The sequence below is a fragment of the Burkholderia sp. RF4-BP95 genome (assembly GCF_001521985.1).
GTDB classification, from domain to species: Bacteria; Pseudomonadota; Gammaproteobacteria; order Burkholderiales; family Burkholderiaceae; genus Burkholderia; species Burkholderia diffusa.
This window is the reverse complement of sequence record NZ_LOSX01000092.1, coordinates 176,376-193,173: the sequence shown is the minus strand read 5'-3', so window position 1 is coordinate 193,173 and position 16,798 is coordinate 176,376. Positions and strand designations below refer to the sequence as shown.

21 protein-coding genes are annotated in these 16,798 nt (G+C 62.1%); 19 read left to right on the top strand and 2 right to left on the bottom strand.

Annotated elements, in window-relative coordinates:
* Positions 1-191: 191 nt before the first annotated feature.
* Genes WS46_RS32180 through WS46_RS32170 form a run of 3 tightly spaced genes read left to right on the top strand, consistent with a single transcriptional unit; the run spans position 192 to position 3,126 of the window.
* Entirely contained in the window at positions 192-515 is a 324-nt protein-coding gene (locus WS46_RS32180) for a hypothetical protein (protein WP_156443220.1), read from the top strand.
* On the top strand, positions 512-1,342 hold the full coding sequence (locus WS46_RS32175; protein ID WP_059693447.1) for a helix-turn-helix domain-containing protein: 831 nt from the start codon (positions 512-514) through the stop codon (positions 1,340-1,342). The genes WS46_RS32180 and WS46_RS32175 overlap by 4 nt, the downstream gene beginning before the upstream one ends.
* Positions 1,231-3,126: a toprim domain-containing protein gene (locus tag WS46_RS32170; protein WP_257130101.1), complete on the top strand. Its 1,896-nt coding sequence runs from the start codon at positions 1,231-1,233 to the stop codon at positions 3,124-3,126. The genes WS46_RS32175 and WS46_RS32170 overlap by 112 nt, the downstream gene beginning before the upstream one ends.
* Before the next feature lie 8 nt (positions 3,127-3,134).
* Here WS46_RS32170 and WS46_RS32165 read toward each other — a convergent pair whose 3' ends face one another.
* On the bottom strand, positions 3,135-3,401 hold the full coding sequence (locus tag WS46_RS32165; protein ID WP_156443219.1) for a hypothetical protein: 267 nt from the start codon (positions 3,399-3,401) through the stop codon (positions 3,135-3,137).
* 80 nt (positions 3,402-3,481) lie between these two features.
* On the opposite strand from WS46_RS32165, the gene WS46_RS35825 reads away from it, so the two are divergent.
* The 3 genes from WS46_RS35825 to WS46_RS35820 all read left to right on the top strand — a co-directional run bounded on the left by WS46_RS35825 (position 3,482) and on the right by WS46_RS35820 (position 4,807).
* Positions 3,482-3,835: a MarR family transcriptional regulator gene (locus WS46_RS35825; protein ID WP_156443218.1), complete on the top strand. Its 354-nt coding sequence runs from the start codon at positions 3,482-3,484 to the stop codon at positions 3,833-3,835.
* Positions 3,832-4,185, top strand: coding sequence for a hypothetical protein (locus WS46_RS32160; protein WP_059693441.1), 354 nt, complete (start codon positions 3,832-3,834; stop codon positions 4,183-4,185). The genes WS46_RS35825 and WS46_RS32160 overlap by 4 nt, the downstream gene beginning before the upstream one ends.
* A 322-nt stretch (positions 4,186-4,507) precedes the next feature.
* Positions 4,508-4,807: a hypothetical protein gene (locus WS46_RS35820; protein ID WP_156443217.1), complete on the top strand. Its 300-nt coding sequence runs from the start codon at positions 4,508-4,510 to the stop codon at positions 4,805-4,807.
* Positions 4,808-4,812: 5 nt separating this feature from the next.
* On the opposite strand, the gene WS46_RS32150 is transcribed toward WS46_RS35820, so the two are convergent.
* Complete coding sequence (locus tag WS46_RS32150; RefSeq protein ID WP_059693437.1) at positions 4,813-5,310, bottom strand: hypothetical protein; 498 nt, start codon at positions 5,308-5,310, stop codon at positions 4,813-4,815.
* Between the two features lie 569 nt (positions 5,311-5,879).
* Between WS46_RS32150 and WS46_RS32145 the strand changes: the two genes are divergently transcribed.
* From WS46_RS32145 to WS46_RS32085, 13 genes are all read left to right on the top strand, one after another.
* Entirely contained in the window at positions 5,880-7,883 is a 2,004-nt protein-coding gene (locus WS46_RS32145) for a hypothetical protein (protein WP_156443216.1), read from the top strand.
* Between the two features lie 2 nt (positions 7,884-7,885).
* Positions 7,886-8,047: a hypothetical protein gene (locus WS46_RS35815; RefSeq protein WP_156443215.1), complete on the top strand. Its 162-nt coding sequence runs from the start codon at positions 7,886-7,888 to the stop codon at positions 8,045-8,047.
* Positions 8,044-8,226, top strand: a complete 183-nt coding sequence (locus tag WS46_RS32140) for a hypothetical protein (RefSeq protein ID WP_059693433.1) — start codon at positions 8,044-8,046, stop codon at positions 8,224-8,226. Before WS46_RS35815 ends, WS46_RS32140 begins: the two co-directional genes overlap by 4 nt.
* 7 nt (positions 8,227-8,233) lie before the next feature.
* A complete protein-coding gene (locus tag WS46_RS32135) occupies positions 8,234-10,423 on the top strand; it encodes a hypothetical protein (RefSeq protein WP_059693431.1) in 2,190 nt (729 codons plus the stop codon).
* Complete coding sequence (locus WS46_RS32130; RefSeq protein ID WP_059693429.1) at positions 10,420-10,764, top strand: M48 family metalloprotease; 345 nt, start codon at positions 10,420-10,422, stop codon at positions 10,762-10,764. Before WS46_RS32135 ends, WS46_RS32130 begins: the two co-directional genes overlap by 4 nt.
* Entirely contained in the window at positions 10,757-11,005 is a 249-nt protein-coding gene (locus tag WS46_RS32125; protein ID WP_059693427.1) for a hypothetical protein, read from the top strand. The genes WS46_RS32130 and WS46_RS32125 overlap by 8 nt, the downstream gene beginning before the upstream one ends.
* Positions 11,006-11,013: 8 nt before the next feature.
* On the top strand, positions 11,014-12,114 hold the full coding sequence (locus tag WS46_RS35810) for a hypothetical protein (protein WP_156443213.1): 1,101 nt from the start codon (positions 11,014-11,016) through the stop codon (positions 12,112-12,114).
* A gap of 288 nt (positions 12,115-12,402) precedes the next feature.
* Complete coding sequence (locus tag WS46_RS32110) at positions 12,403-12,921, top strand: hypothetical protein (RefSeq protein ID WP_156443212.1); 519 nt, start codon at positions 12,403-12,405, stop codon at positions 12,919-12,921.
* 8 nt (positions 12,922-12,929) lie between these two features.
* Positions 12,930-13,685 (top strand): hypothetical protein, encoded by a 756-nt coding sequence (locus WS46_RS32105; protein WP_059693419.1) that lies wholly within the window; start codon positions 12,930-12,932, stop codon positions 13,683-13,685.
* Positions 13,686-13,701: 16 nt separating this feature from the next.
* Positions 13,702-15,117 (top strand): N4-gp56 family major capsid protein, encoded by a 1,416-nt coding sequence (locus tag WS46_RS32100; RefSeq protein WP_059693417.1) that lies wholly within the window; start codon positions 13,702-13,704, stop codon positions 15,115-15,117.
* A 10-nt stretch (positions 15,118-15,127) separates the two neighbouring features.
* Positions 15,128-15,643: a hypothetical protein gene (locus tag WS46_RS32095; RefSeq protein WP_059693415.1), complete on the top strand. Its 516-nt coding sequence runs from the start codon at positions 15,128-15,130 to the stop codon at positions 15,641-15,643.
* A 23-nt stretch (positions 15,644-15,666) separates the two neighbouring features.
* Entirely contained in the window at positions 15,667-16,089 is a 423-nt protein-coding gene (locus tag WS46_RS32090) for a hypothetical protein (RefSeq protein ID WP_156443211.1), read from the top strand.
* Between the two features lies 1 nt (position 16,090).
* The gene (locus WS46_RS32085) at positions 16,091-16,795 is read left to right on the top strand and encodes a hypothetical protein (protein WP_059693411.1); all 705 of its coding nucleotides are present in this window, start codon (positions 16,091-16,093) and stop codon (positions 16,793-16,795) included.
* Positions 16,796-16,798 lie beyond the last annotated feature (3 nt).

Below are 16,798 nucleotides of genomic sequence, written 5' to 3'. Positions count from 1 at the left end.
GGGAATCCGGGTTAGATTATGTGCGTCGATTGGTCATCGACATAAAGAAAGTGGGTGCCCCGTTTTTTGGGCGATGAGTCGCGCCGGCCCACTCGGCAAGACGTTGGCCTAACCAGCCCATCGCCCAAAGTACGGGGCTTTTTTATTGCCGTTTAGTAATCCTTAATGGATTGTTGGCAAGGATGGTAAGCATGAAAGCCATTGAAGATGATGTGGTCGTTACGACTCCGCCGTGTCAGGTGTTTTCGGCGCCGCTGCGCCTGCGACGATTCAGCGTGCCGAATCTCGCCGGTTGGTCGATCGAGCAGGCGGACGTGACCGAAGTGACCGGGCAGGCCCGCGCCGACTACGAGCGCGAGCTCCGTATCTGCGCGATCGGCAAGCTGCTCGAATCGCCGGCCGCAACGCCGCTCTGGCGGCGCGTCTGCAAGCAGGCTATGTACGACGAGATCCGTGCACGCAGCGTCGACCAGAGACTCGTCATGGAACTGGCCATCCAGGAGTCGATGCGATGAGCTTCCAAGCCATGACATGGGCCGTCGAGCAGGACTTGCCGGCCCTTCAGAAGCTCGTGTTGTTGATGCTCGCGAACTGCTGCAACGCGCACACGGGACGTTGCGACCCGTCACACGACACTCTCGCCAAGGAATGCGGTATGAGCCGGGATTCCGTGCGTCGAGCGATCGCCGAGATCGAGAAGAAGGGTTTGATCGAGATCCGCCGCCAGACGCAAAACGGCGTCAACCTCCCGAATCAGTACGTTCTGAGGGTGGGTGCATCCATGGGGGGAGTAGGTGCTGAGAGCACCGACGGGTATGTTCACACAGCACCTACCGTAGGTGCTGACAGCACCGGGGGTAGGTGCTCACAGCAGGGAGGGGTAGGTGCTGACAGCACCACAAAACAGGAAGTTAAACCAGGAAGTAAACCTACTCGTTCGTGCGATTCGAAATTCGATGAAGCGTGGCAGCAGTATCCGAAACGCGAAGGCTCGAATTCGAAGCAGGCAGCTCAGCGGGCTTGGAACGCTCGGATCCGTGAAGGCATCGATCCGGGGGGGCTGGTCGCAGCAGTGGTCGCCTACGCTGCGGCGATGAAGGCGGCAGGAAACATCGGTACGCCGTACGTCAAGCAGGCGTCGACGTTCTTCGGTCGTGATCGGCACTTCGAGGAATTCGCGAAGCCTCGTCCGGCTGACGGTGATCTCTTCGACGGCGGCACGGCGGTTCCGTGGTGGAAGGCCGCCGGCTTCACGTACCAGTGGCAGGCGACCAACGCAGGCTGCAGCGAACGATCGGCGCACCTCTGGGCCAACGGCGTCCGTCAGGGAGCTCGGGCATGAACGCGCGAGAACTGGCCGAGCTGATGGCGCAGAACGCGCAGACCATCGCCGAACACCTCCTGCCGAACGCTCGCAAGTCGGGCAAGGAGTGGAAATCCGGCAGCACGGCTGGCGAGAAGGGGCAGAGCCTGTCGGTGTGCCTCAGCGGCGCCAAGCGGGGTATTTGGAAGGATTTTGCGAGCGGCGAGGCTGGTGATCTGCTCGATCTCTGGTGTGCGTGCCGGTCGCTGTCGGTGGCCGACGCGATGCGCGAGGCGAAGCAGTTCCTCGGCGTCCGCGACGACATTCCGAAGCGGCAGGCGCCGACGTATCAGCGTCCGGCGCGGCCGAAGGCGACGCGCCCGACGAGCTTGCTGGACGAGTGGTTCGGCGGCCGCGGCATCTCGCCCGAAACCGTGAAGGCATTCCAGATCGCCGAGCAGACCAACGGGCCGAAGACGCACATCGTCTTCCCGTACCTCCGCGGCGGCGAGCTGATCAACGCCAAGTACCGGAACATCGCGGACAAGAAGGACATGCGGCAGGAAGCCGGTGCTGAGCCGTGCCTGTTCGGCTGGAACCTGATCGACCCGGCCCAGCGCGTGGTCGCGATCGCTGAGGGCGAGATCGACGCCATGACGCTGCACCAGGTCGGGATCCCGGCGCTGTCGGTGAACGCAGGTGCCGGCAACCACCAGTGGATCGACAGCGACTGGGAGCGCCTCGAGCGCTTCAGCGAGATCCTGCTCTGCTACGACAACGATGAGGCCGGTCGGAAGGGAGCTCAGGAGGTCGCAAATCGGCTCGGTATCGAGCGTTGCCGCGTCGTGTTCTTCGGCGAATCGAAGGATGCGAACGAATACCTGCTGTCTGGTGCCAAGGCTGAGGATTTTCGCCGGTGCTGCGATCAGGCATCGGGCTTCGATCCGGACGAGCTCAAGTCGATCGAGCGCTTCTGGTCGAACGTCAAATCGATGTTCTACCCGGTGCACGAGGACGCAAATTGCCCGTACCTCTCGTTCTGCGGCCGCAACGAATTGTGGTTTGAATTCCGCCCGGGCGAGGTGACGGTCTGGACTGGCATCAACGGGCACGGCAAGTCGCTGCTGCTAGGGCAGGTGCTCATCGGCCTGATGTGCCAGGGCGAGCGAGCATGCGTCTTCTCGGGCGAGATGCGGCCAGAGATGCAGGGCAAGCGGATCGCGAAGCAGCTGGGCGGCCTTGATCGCCCCGCACCGGAGTACCTCGACCATATGGGCGCGTGGCTGCGCGATCGGATGTGGGTGTTCGATCTTGTCGGTGTCGCGGCAATCGAACGTCTCGTGACGGTGTTCACGTACGGCTTCAAGCGCTACGGGATCCGCCACTTCGTGATCGACAGCCTGATGATGACGGACGTCCCGGAAGACGGCCACGGTGCGATGACGGCGCAGAAGGAGGCAATGCGGTTGCTTGCCAACTTCGCGCGCCAGTACAACGTGCACGTGCACCTCGTTGCGCACCCGCGCAAAGGTCAGGACGAAAAGCGCAGCCCCGGAAAGATGGACGTCGGCGGCAGCGGAAAGATCACCGACGCCGCGGACAACGTGTTTTCGGTATGGTCGGCGCAGAAGGATCAGGACGACGAGAGCGTCGACGAACCGGACGCGTTCCTGACGCTGCTAAAGGCGCGCAACGGCGAAACGCAACGCCGGTCGCTCGCGCTGTTCTTCAACCGCGAGTGCATGCAGTTCGGACCTAGTGAGAGTCGCCGCCCGTATGTGTATCTGCCGTTTAGCTGGGTGGTGGCGGAGCAAGACGCATGACGACGATCTCAGTCACTGAATGCACCGGCCTTGATGTCGGAACCGATGTCGGCTACCCAGGTGGTCCGATCACCGGCCTCATAAATCCGCACGGTGTCGTTCGTGATTCTTGTCACCGTCACTTGTCTGCGAATGGCGCCGATACGGCCGCCCGCTGGATAGTCCTCGTTGTCCGTGATCTTGAATTCTCGCGGATCGAGCTTGGCCTGGTTGATTACTTGAAGAGCGTCTTCCTGTTCGTCAGAAGGGAACTCCGAAAAATCGTGGGTGCTCATCGCGTCCTCCTGATGCTGTCGCAATCGCAGATCGTAACACCGCTGAGGAACGGCAACGTACCAGTTTTAGGAGGGCGCCAATGAAGCAAATCGAGCGGCAAGGATCCGCGCAGCGACGCATCTGCGAACTGCTGGAACGGCGCGGTGCGATGACGATTAATGAGATAGCCGAGGTGCGGAGAATTCATCCGCGGGCGACGGCTCGTCAGCTCGATGCATTGGCCGAAGCAGGATTCGTTTCCGCCGCGGGCAGCCCCAAGCGCTACACCCGCACCGCGAAGCCAATCCCGGCCGCTATCCCGCTTACGCCGAAATCCGCGCGTATAGCCGAGAGCCGGCGGCGCGACGCGGAGCGTGTTTCGATGCCGTTCCGGATTCCGGCACCGACGGAACTCGATCGCGTGATGTTGTCCTGGGTTGGAGTAGAAGCATGATCTCGCTGCGCAACCTGTCCAATCCGGACCTCGTCGGGCATCGCATCTGCAATCTGCTCGAGCAGCAGGGGATGCTTACTCAAGCGAGTCTCGGTTTGCAGATCGGGGTGCCGCGCGGGACGATCTCGAAGTACCTCACGGCGCTGACGGATGAAGGCTATACGTACATTGCCAACAGCATCGCCTATTCGAAGCCGAGCGCGTCGAAGGGGATAAGACGTGGCGTGATCCTGCTTTATGCAAGGACCAGCAAGCCCTTGCCGATTGCTCGCGGAGACCAAGAAGAACTGACCGCAACCGAACTGCACCAGATCATGTGCGGCATCGTTCAGAGCGGGAAACAGATTTAACGTGGTCGCGTCTCCTTCACTACGGTGTTTTGCCCGGCTCGTCCGGGCATTCTTTTCTGGAATGCGACTCGAGTCCTCCATTTGCCCGCAATGCAAGCGCCTCTGGCGACTGAACATCGTCGCCATGCTGCGTGAAGCCAAAGGGAAGAGGTGGGTGTGTCGCGTCTGCCAGATCGCCAACGAAGCAGACGTCGCAAATAGGCAGCGCGACTCAGAAGAAATGGCCGACGGGGGCCCATTAGCCCAGGCCCGAACAACTGGTGTCGCGCCAGCTCGATAAACGTGGCTGAATGGCGGAGACGCACCGCCAGGACCGACCGGAATGGCTGAACGCACCAAGGCGCAGCAGGTCGACCAAGCCGGATATACCCGCCGCGACCTAGCAACGCTTCAAAAAAAGCGGGTGGGAGGTTGCGCCCGTTCAATCGGTCCGGAGTTGAACATGATCGCGTACGCCATCTTCACGCCTGACGGCACACTGCTTGCCACGATCTCGACATCCATCCCGCCGACGCTCGAGCAGATGGCCGACTACTGCGCGGAAATCCACGGGTTCGCCGATCGCGACGAATGGATGTACGAGGCGCGCATCGACGGCATCGCGTACGCGCCTGTCCACTGATCCTGTCAATAAGTCGTGACGCGGCGGCCTTCTAGGCAGGCCGCAAGACATTCCGTAAGGCGGTTGGGAAGAGCGACGATGCATTCGGCATCAAGGTCTCCAAGCTTGCCGGTCGGCAGTTTGTGATCTTCGTGGACCTGCAGATCGCCATGGTAGTCCCAGTTCACGATTCCATTGGCCGCGTCGAGCTCGATCCATACGCAGCAGTCGGTACGATTCAGAGGAACTTCATCTTCGTCATGATGAAGTCGAAACAGCACCTGGGCTCGCTTCGTCAGACCTGCGTCCTGAACCTCTGAGTACTCGGCGAAAAATTTATGCTCCGTGATCTCCTTCACGAAATTCGTGAACTCCGGCCTAAAGTACGCACTCATCATCCCTTCAAACCGCATGCGACTTTCGCGCATAAGCTTGTTCAGGCGATTAATTTCGGCTTGCCGCATCTCGAAGTCAGCCTTCTCCTGATCGGCCTTAGCCTGCAACAGCTCGCTATACCTTTTCATCTATGCCCCGTGGCCCATGGTCTTGTGTGTTGATCGCGTGAGAGCGACCGCTCTTCCTGCGCAGGAATTAAAACACATCCGTCCCCGCCGGCAATCTTCGTAGTTTCCGAACACGAACCTCCTCGCGTGCGCGCACGTACGCGCGAGGAAAGGCTCAGGCGAGGAGAGACGAAAGGGAGGAAAGGTGGAGGAGAAGGGTGTCCTGCGTGCCTCAAAAATGCTCGTTTCCTGCATCGCCTTCATCCATTCGATTTCCTTTCTGTCATATTCAAAAGCTTTCATGCTGCGTCGCATTTGCCGTGACCACTGCATCGACGAGGTCGAGGAATGGCATAAGTAATTGATTTATAACGATTGGTGCGGTGCATCTATATTTGACATAATGGTCGCTATCGGTCGAAACGGGGCGTTATCAGATCATAATGAGATCGATTCTCGTCTTGGTCTTACGAAAACCTAACACTGGGACCACCCGGGGCCCTCCGGACGGGGGTGACGAAATTTCGCGAACCCTCTCGCCAATCTGCGCAAGGGAAAAACATTGATGATCCTCCGCGAGGAGGAAAGTCATGGCCCTGACCAGTGGAGCGTTGCTAACGGCGATCTCGGACGATCGGGCGCTCGGTTCCGCGATGCTGTTTCCGCATCGGCATCCGCAGGCGTCTCCGGCGTTCCACGTCGAGGTCATGGACCTCTGGCGATGCGCGGACGAATGGGTGCTGATCGAGGCGTTCCGGGAGGGCGCGAAATCGACGCTGTCGGAGGAGCACCTGCTGATCGAGGCGTGCTTCGGCAACTTCGGGTACTGCCTGATCATCGGCGAGACGTACACGAAGGCATGCCAGCGTCTCGAGGCGATCAAGTTCGAGGCGACCCGAAATACGAAGCTGCAGGGCCTTTTCGGCCGGCTGAAGGAATCGGGGCGGGTCTGGAACGAGCACCAGATGGAGCTTTCGAACGGCGTCCTGCTCGAGGCTCACGGCTGGGAAGAGGAGTTCCGCGGATTCAAGTGGCGCGACATCCGTCCCGATCGCGCGTACCTCGACGACATCGAGAACAAGGAGCGGGTCAAGGACAAGGCTGCGGTCGACGCGTCGATGAGGAAGCTCTACCTCGAGCTGATCCCGGCGATGGACAAGGTCAAGGGCAAGATCCGGGTCACCGGCACGCCGCTGGCCGAGGACTGCATGATCACCCGGCTTCGCGAGAACCAGGACTGGACGAGCCGGCGCTATCCGATCTGCAACGGTGACATCGACGATCCTGAGACGCAGGCATTGTGGCCCGAGCGCTATCCGATGGACTGGGTCCGTCGGAAGCGCGACGAGATGGAGCGGGCCGGGCAACTGCGCGGCTTTATGCAGGAGTACATGCTCATGGCGATCGGCTCGCAGGACAAGCCGTTCGAGAGTGAGCATATCCGGGAGTGCGCGGTCGATCCGGCGCCGTGGCTGCCGAAGGTCGTGATCACCGACCCCGCACGAACGACGGACGTGAAGAAGAGCGATCGAACCGGGCGCGTCGTGGTGAGTCGGCTCGGCACTAAGATCTACGTGCATGCCTCGTCCGGTGAATTCTGGAAGCCGGACGAGGTGATCGAAGACGCCTTCAAGACCTCCGCTCGGTATGGCGACGCGGCCGTCGCGATCGAGAAGAACTCACTCGACGAATGGCTGCTGCAGCCGATGCGCGCGGAAATGCTCCGCCGCGGCGTGACGCTCGCGCTTCGCCCGCTCACTGCCCCGCAGGATCGGGACAAGGTGCAGTTCATCATGGGCATGCAGCCGTTCTTCGAGGCCGGCGACATCGTGCTGGTCGGCGGGCAAGGCCAGCACCCGAAGCTTGTCGCCGAGATCCTGAACTTCCCCAGTGGCAAGCGCGACATCCTCAACGCGCTCGCGTACTTCCAACGCGTGTTCTCGGGTTCTCCAGTGTACGAGGACTTCGGGCAGTGGAACATCGTGTCCGAGTACCAGCCGAGTCAGCAGCATCCCCTTGCTCTGGCGTTCAATTCGAACGGCACGGAGACAACCGCGGCTCTGGTTTGCATCGAGGGTCAGCGAATTGTCGTCGTGGCTGACTGGATCTCGCCAGTACCTCCCAAGGAAGCGGTATCCGACATCACGCAGCTCGTGCGCGCCGCGTTTCCACGCGCACGCGTGACGACATGGCTGCCGGCCGATGTGCTCGACCAGGCAGATCGCATGCCGATCGTGGCCGCACTTCGCGCCGCGAACATGTACCCGATGCGCGGCTCGTACGCGAACGTCTCGCGCGGTGCTCTCTCTTCGCTCATCCGCACTGAGGCCAAGGCTCGACGGTTGTTTCAGGTCGACCAGGACGGCGCCAAGCACACGCTCAACGCAATGGCCGGGGGCTACAACTATCCCGTCGACCGCGCGGGAAACCGGAATACGCTCCCCGAGACTGGTCCGCACCGTACCCTCATCGAGGGGCTCGAAGCGGCCGTGTACGTGATCTGCTCGCAGCAAGCGGACGTCCTGCCGGAAGGCGTGAACATGGGCGTGAACCCGCAGGGTGTGAGCTATCTGACTACTTTGCCGCGGAGATGAACATGGCAGTCGATCGCAAAATCACGCCCAAGGCGCCGTCGCAGCACCCGTCGGACTTCTACAAGGGCAAGCAGCAGGGCGGCGCGTACGGCAAGGCCGAGAAGGTCGGCGAACGCATGTCGGGCGGTCCGATGCGCGAAAAGATGTCGAAGCCGGGTCTGTGATCGTGAAGAAGCGCCGCGAATTTCAGGGTACGCGCTCCGAGTCGCGTCCGGTCGGTGACTTCTTTGCCGAGAAGACGTCGAAGAAGCCGAACGTCGACGATCGACCGAAGCGCACGCCGCGTGATCGCAGTACCGGCACGTCGCTCGAGCGCAAGCTCCGCGGCAAGGTGATCGGCTGATCCCTCCATGGCTCGCCCGAAGAAGCCGAAAAAGCAGGACGACAAGCCCGCGGTCGAAACACTGGACGCGCGGGCGCTCGACGCTGAGAAGACAGGCGAAGAGATCGAGAACTGGGCCGACAAGCCCGATTCCGACGCCTATACCGAAGCGGCGAAGCTGTACCCGAAGATCGCGAAGTGCTACCAGAACAAGCAGGAGCAGATGGACCGCTGCGAGGAGTACTGGTCCATCTACAACGCTCAGCCGGACGAGAACCAGCAGTATTCCGGCAACTCCCAGTGCTACATCCCGGCCGTGCGCAACGCCGTCAACGCGCGCGTGAAGCGCACGCTGGCACAACTCTTCCCCGTGAACCACAAGCATGTCGGCGCGACCGGCCCGGACGGAAATATCCCGTTCGCGCAGATCAGCCTCCTCGAGCATTACATCCGCTCGGCCGCGATCAAGGATGTCGTCCGCGCGGACTTGATCGCGGGCGACGTGACGGGGCAATGGAACCTCTACGTCGACTGGTCACGCACGCAGCGCCGGATCACCGAGCTGATCAAGAAGCCGCCGATTCTCGAAGACCATGAGCTGGGCGGGGAGGTCGAAGACCTGGCCGCGGACGAGGACGACTGGGACTGGGAAAAGGAATCGAAAGACGTTACGACGGAAGGGCCGGACATCGTTCAATTCGCCACCGAGGACCTGGCCGTCTATCCGCCGACCTGCAACGATATCGAGAAGGCCACTGCGACCGCGATCCGGCTGCGCCTGACGATCGATGCGGTGGAACGGTTCGTCGACGAGGGCGTCTTCGTCGGCGTCGAGGCGAAGGAACTGATCGACAACCTCGCGAAGCCGGACGGCGGGCGCGAGAAATATGTGCCGCCGAAGAAGCGCACCGGCGACGCCGGCATTCGCACCGAAGGCACGTTCAAGTACGCGCTGATCTATGAGGTTCACACGAACCTGGATCTCGGAAACGGCAAGGAGCCGTGCTTCGTGTACTTCGCCGGTCAGGATGTCATCCTTGGGATCATCCGCAATCCGTTCTGGTCGGGCAAACGGCCGATTATCTCGGCGCCGATCGAACGCATCACGGGCTCGTTCTTCGGGATTTCGAAAATCGAACCAGTCAAGTTCCTGCAGTGGAACCTGAACGACTACTGGAACATGGGGCAGGATTCGGCGCAGTACAGCCTGTTGCCGATCACCATGGTCGATCCGCTGTCGAACCCGAACTACCAGTCGATGGTGGTGGGGCTCGCCGCAGTGTGGCTGACGGACCCGAGCAAGACGAAGTTCGCGAACTTCCCGGCGATCTATAAGGACGCGATGATGCTCTGCCAGGGCATCAAGCAGGAAATCAACGAGTCGATGGACGTCAACGACGCCATGCTCGGGAAGATGCCGGCCGGTCGGAAAAACCAGGCGCAGATGGCCGCCATGGCGCAGCAGCAGGAATCGAACATCATCGACAACGCGAAACGGTACGAGGAGGTCATCCTCAATCCGCTGGTCGAATGGATGTTCGAACTCGACCGGCAGTTCCGCACTGAAGAACTGACCGTCGAGGTGCTCGGCGAGCTCGGTGCACGCGCGAACCTGCAGGTGATCCCACCGCAGGCCTTCGGCGAACGCTACTTCTTCCGCTGGTGCGGCACGTCGTACCAGCAGAATCTGCAGCGCATGCAGCAGATGATCGCGTGGATGAACGTCCTGCGCGGCATCCCGCCGCAGCAGCTCGACGGCCGACGCCTGAACATCGGGCCGATTCTCGAGTATGGCACCGAGCAGATCTTCGGGCCCGAGGTGGCGCCGCGCATCCTGATCGACGAGCGGAACCTGTTTCACCTCGATCCGCAGGACGAGAACCTGATGATGCACAACGGCCTGCCGGCCGAGATTCATCAGGCCGATGACGACCGCGCGCATATTGCTTCGCACCTGCAGGCCGCGCAGCTCACGGGCGACGCCGCGGGCCTGTTCCGTGCGCACATTCAGCAGCACCAGCAGGCCATGCAGGCGAAGCTCCAGGCGCAACAGGCGCCGAAACCGCTGCAAGGACAGCCGGGCGTACCGGGCGGCGCGGCTCCGGGCGTTGCAGGCACACCGCGCGCCGGCGCGCAGCCTGGGCAACCTCGACCGCAGGGCCCGGCCGGCATGATCCATCCGGACCAACTCGCATCTCCGATGGCGGGGCCGCGATGAAGCGCTTCGTGGCCCGGTGCACGCCGTGGGGAACCATCCAGACCGGCATCTTCTTCCGATCGCTGTCAGCGATCGAGAAAGACGCCGTGATCGCGCACGAGCGCGCACACCTGATTCGTCACGATCCGTTGCGCCGGCTCTGGTGGCTGCTGACGCTGCAGTTGATCTTCCGTCCGGAATGGGTCTTCGCGCGCGTGCACGAGCAGGAGTTGGCAGCTGATCAGTACGTGAAGGAGCAGGGGCTCGCCGTGGGCATGCGCATGTTCCTGCGCCGTCATCCGCATCCCGGCAGCGCGCTGCATCCAAGCTCACAGGAAAGGCTGGAGGCGCTCCATGTCTGATGCATTTTTCATTACCCCCTACCAGGTCAAAGCGGAAGGCAAAGACGTCCCGCCGAACGAGATCCAGAGCGCGATCAACTCGCTCGCAAACCAGATGACGTTCGCGCTGAACGTGCTCGGCAACGGCGCGAGCCCGCAGTTCTCGGCGGCGATGCTTGCCTGGTTCAACAGCCTGCCCACCACGCTGCCGGCAACACCTGGCGTGCTCTGGAACAACGGCGGCACGCTCGCTCAATCGTGAGGTACCCCATGAAGAGAGTCTTCGCAGCACTGCTCGCGCTGGTCTGCTCGGCCGCGATCGCCCAGAGCTATCCGTCACCGACGTACAACAACCTGACGGTGCAGGGCACGGCGACGCTCACCGCCCATCCGCTGGCGGTCTCGTCGGGAGGTACCAACGCCGCAACCCCCAGCGGCACGGCGCTCGACAACATCACGGGTTTTTCGAGCACTGGCTTCCTGACGCGGACGGGCGCAGGAGCGTATTCGTTCCAGAGCCTGACGAACGGCATTGCGCTCTCCAACATCGCTCAGATCGCCTCGAACACATTGCTCGGCAACACGACGGGCTCAACTGCCAACGTCACTGCGGTGACGGTGACCGGATGCAACGGCGCCGCGCAAGCGCTTCAGTGGACGAATGGATCAGGATTCGGATGCAATTCGTCGATCGCGACTTCCGGGTCCAACGCCAACATCACCAGTCTGTCGGGACTCACGACTGCCCTATCTGTCGCGCAGGGCGGCACGGGCCGACAGACGCTCACCGCGCATGGTGTGCTGGTCGGCGAAGGAACAGCCGCGATCAATCAACTCGCAGTCGGCACGACCGGTCAGGTGCTTGTGGGATCGACTGGCGCTGATCCGGTCTTCGGAACAACGGTCGGCGGCCTGACATTCACCGCTGCGATTACGCCGCAGAGCACGGGTGGCATCGTTGGTACCGCGACAAATGACAATGCGAACGCGGGTAGCTGGGGGGAATACGTCTCCTCCAGCGCTAGCAGCGTCAGCATGACGAGCTCCACCAATACAAACATCACAAGCATCAGTCTGACGGCTGGCGATTGGGACGTCGTAGGGAATGTGACCTATAGCGCAGCAGTTGGTGCGACGCCTGGCAACTTTAATACGGGTATTAGCACGACAAGCGCGATGCTGCCCGCGTCGCCGAATACGACAGTCGTGAATGGCGTGACTTTCAACGCCGGGACTACATATAGCCAAATCGCCCCGATACAAAGAATTAGTGTGGCGTCGACCACTACGGCATATCTAGTGGGCATCTCTACATTTAGCGGCGGCACGCTATCTGCAGCGGGATACATTCGCGCTCGGAGGGTTCGATAATGACGACCACAACAGCATCTGCCACGATCGTAAAGGCTACCTTTAATGGTGTGTCGGGCCCTGGTCCTGTGTCAATTTCTGGGCTCAATGCTGGGGACGTCCTACTTCGCTGCGTGCCGTCTGGATTTACAAACGGGTTTGAGCCGGTCGTTTCGGCTGACGGGCAACTCCAACAGATCGATATTATCGACTGGTCGAGTATTCAGATTGTTGGCTACTTCGTGCGAGGCGTTTGAGAAGTCGGGAAACCGATATATAAATTTGCGCAACCCTGATCAGGAGATCATCGTGCGCAAAACCATTCTGGCCCGTCTCGTCGGCCTCGTCTTCCCGGCGATCGGTGCCGGCAACCCGCCGAGCATTCCGGACAACGGCGCGATGCCCGATCAGATCGGCCTGTACAACGCGGTTCTGGGCATGAACCCGTTCCAGGAAACCGGCTATAACGTCGCGACGAACACCTCCGGCTTCACCCTCGGCGCCGCGCAGATCGCCGGCGCAGCGCAGAACTTCCTGAACCTCACGGGTGCGCTCGCGGCAGGCGCGAACGCGCAGCTGCCGACCGTCGCTGCGTTGCTCGCGCAACTGCCGACGGTCGTGCAGATCGCCCCGATCGGCCTCAGCTTCCAACTGCGCGTCATCAACAGCTCGAGCGGTGCGTTTGCATGGACCGTCACGACGAACACGGGCTGGACCCTCGGCGGCACCATGACGATCGCACAGAACACCTGGCGCGATTTCATCGTCACTATCACCAGCGCGACGACCGCAACGCTTCAGGCGGTCGGTACGGGCACGCAATCGTAAGGGCGGCCATGAGCAAGCTCCTGCAGCGACTTCTCGGTTTTCTGTTTCCCGGCGTCGACGACGATGCGGCGGATCCTGGCGGTGATGCTGGGAACGGTGGCGTTGATCATGATGCTGCTGGCGGCGCTGATCCTGGCGCTGGCGATCCCGGCGCTGATACTCCGGATGACGATTTCGACTTCGATTTCGTCGAACCCACCGCGCCGTCGCGCCGAACGAGTTCCGACGCCGATCGGCTCGCCGCGCTCGAAGCAGAGGTAGAGCGTCGCGGGCGTCTCGTCGATGCCGGGCGCACGACCACGTCGCCCGCCACTGACCGCGATTTCGAAGCCGAAGAAACGCGTCTGCGCGATCCGAATCTGGATCCGATGGAGCGCTGGCAGATCCAGTCGAACCGCACGCTGCGCCAGAGCCAACAGGCTGCGCAAGCGGCGTTGTTTCAAGCGCAGGATCTTCGCGATCAGACGCTGTTCGAATCGAAGATCGCCAGCGATCCGCACCGCGCGCGCTATCGCGATCGCGTCGAAGCGGCAGTGCAGGAAGAGCGCCGTGCGGGCCGCAACGCCTCGCGCGAGTCGGTCTACTACTACATGCTCGGAAAGGACATCGCGGACGGCAAGTTGAAGCCGAAGGCAAAGGCGAAAGCGCCCGCCGCCGACGTGCCGCGCGGCAAGACGCCCGGCGTACGTTCGACGGTGCCGGCTGGCCGCGGACAAACCGAACACCAGAAGCGCGCCGCGCGTCTGGCCGACGTGAACATCTGACCAGCACGAGGACACCATGCTGACGAAAATTCTGGCCCTCCTGACGGGCTTCATGTTCCCAGGGGTGACGAACCAGTCGTCGAGTTTCACGGCTGACGTCGAAGCGTACATCCAGGAAGAGGTCGAGCCGCTCGCACGCCGCCAACTGGTTGCGTACCAGTTCGGCAAGCCGCTGAAGCTCGACACGAACCGCGGCACGACGTACACCGCGTCGCGTTACCAGCGCCTGCCGCTGCCGTACGCGCCGCTGCAGGAAGGTGTCGCGCCCCCGGGCGAAGCGATGACGCTGCAACAGGTCAGCGCAACTGCGCAGCAGTGGGGCGACCGCGTCATTATCACCGACGTGGCGAACCTCACGATCAAGCACCCGCTGTTCCAGCAAGCCTGCGAGCTAGTGTCGCTGCAGATGCCGGAAACGCTCGAGCGCAACACGCTCAACACGCTGCTGTCCGCACCGCAGGTGAACTACGCCGGCGGCGCCGCAAACCGCGCCGCCCTGACGGCATCCAACGTGATGTCTCCGCACGAATCGAACCGCCTGTTCGCGTCGATGGCCGCCTACGGCGTGCCGCGCTTCAACGGCGACGAGCGCGAAGACATGATGATCGAGGCGGGCGCGTATCGCGACCCGTCGCAGACACCGCGCGTGAAACAGCACTACGTCGCGTTGATCAGCCCGTTCTCGGCGCAGGACATGCGCGAGAACTCGTCGGTCCAGCAAGCCTGGGCCTACAGCGACGTCAATCGGCTCTACAACAACGAGCTCGGCGACTTCGGCGGCATTCGTTTCTGCGAAACGAACATGATGCCGTACTGGACGGGCGCGGCCGCAATCAACGGCACCGCGTCGACGTCCGGCGGCCAGCTGGCGACCGGCACGTACTACATCCAGGTTACCGCTGCGCCGGCGCTGACGTCGGTCGAGCAGACGATCTACCAGGTTTCCTCGTCGATCAGCGTGACGGGCCCGACTGGCTCGATCTCGGTGACGCTGCCGTCGTTTCCGAACTACGTGTTCAACGTGTATATCGGCACGACCACCAGCCCCGCGAACCTCGCCACGGCGATCGGCAACGGCGTGCCGGTGACCGGCGTGCTCGCCGGCCAGGCGACGCAACTGCAGCCGAACCAGACGATCACGCTGACGGGCGTCGGCGTCTCGCAGGTTCCGCCGGCTGCGCCGGCGACCGGCGTATCGGTGTTCCCGGTGCTCTTCATCGGCAACCACAGCTACGGACAGGTGCTGCTCGAGAACCCCGAGTTCCACTACCTGACCGGCGCCGATAAGTCGGATCCGCTGAACCAAACCCGGGTCGTGTCGTGGAAGGTGTTCTACGGCTCGATCCTGCTCAACACGGCCTTCCTGGCTCGCGTGGAATGCGGCTCCGCATTCGCGCCGGGCTATCAGGGCGGTACCGTGACCACCCCGTAAGGAGTAACTGATGGCCGCACGTAACTCGCAGGAGCCGGCAAAACCGGCTCCGGAGTCGGCTGACGCCGACGAATTGCTCGGCGGTGCCGCACCGGTCGACGAGAGCCGCGAAGCGCTGCTCGAACGCATCAAGGCGCTCGAAGCCGAAAACGCCAAGCTGGGCGCTGCGAAGGAAATCGCCGAGGAAGAATCGGCGCGCCTGTCCGCTCAGGCGCAATCTGCGCTGCTGACGTCGGGCGTCGTCGAGCGCTTTGCCGGCAAAGCCGAGGACGGCGAGACGGATCTCTGGTGGTATCGCATCGATCTCGCGCCGTGCGGTGGCGAGCACCTGAAGATCAACGGCACGCCGTATCTTCACGGCCACACGTACAAGTTCGACACCGACACCCTGCGCTCGATCAAGGAGATGGTCGCGCGCACCTGGGTGCACGAGAACGATATCAACGGCCACGCGTTCAACCCGTACCGGCAAGCGCAGAACAAGGTGCTCGGAGGCGGCCCCGTGCCGGCCTGGGCGAGATCGTAATTCCCCACCCCGAAAGGAAGACAATGCAAGCCTCTCAGGAAGCTACGGCTGCAACGGTGATCGGCAATTTCACGATCACCCTCCCGGCGCCGAACCAGGCGCAGCTCTCGGCCAGCGGTTATTTGGTCGAGGGTGAATCGAAGGACTCCCTCGACAGCCGCATGGATATGGCGCGCGAAGCGCTCCAGCGTCAGCAGCGCATGCTCGAGATCCCGGTCCTCGAAGCGCACATCGAGCAGTGGGAAAAGGCGCGGGACGACGTCGCGCGCGCGTACGCGGATCTGCTCGAGCGCCAGAACGCAAAGTCCGCCGGTAAGGCCGGTGCAAAAGCACTGTCGAGCCAGGAGCAGGCCAATCTGAAGAACGCGCCGCAGCAGCTGAAGGGCATCGACGCCGAGCTCGAAAAGGCACGCAAGAAGATCGCGGAAGCGCGCGCAGGGGCATGAAATGGCCTACCTCCAGGCCCAGCAGATCGTCGCGCGCGCATGCGCCGTCGCAAAATGCCCCGGCTTCATCCAGCAGGGTGGCATCTATCTGAACATGGTCCTGGAGGACCTTTGGCTGCATCGTGACCTGAAGGTCAACCGGGTCACCGAATTCGTCACCGTGCAGGCGAACAACTACGGTCCGTTCACTCTGCCGCTGAACTACTTGCGCCCGTACGATCTGTTCTTCCAACAGAACAACCTGCCGTACTTCTTGCACCCGATCTCCACGGAGGAGTGGGACCAGGAGTTCAAGGATCCGTCGATCGCGAACTATCCGTACGAGTTCATGACGATCCTGTACGACGAAACCACGGCGCAGGCGAACAACTCGGCGGGGCAGCTCTTCATCTACCCGCAGTCGTCCGGGCAGATCACGCTGACGCATCGCTACATGGTGAAGCAGCCGGACATCACCACGCCCGAAACGTCGACAGTGATCCCGTGGTTTCCGGATCAGCAATATCTCATCAAGGCGACAGCTGTCGAGCTGATGGGGGAGACGGACGATACGCGACAGGAGGTATGGCGCGCGCAATGTGAGGCAATGCTGCGCACGCATCTGATCATGGAAGGCGACGAGCAGCAGGTCGTCAAGTCGGTGCGGTTGGATCCGCGGCGCTTCCATACGAATCGCACGCTGAAGCCGACGAAGATCACGGACTGAGCC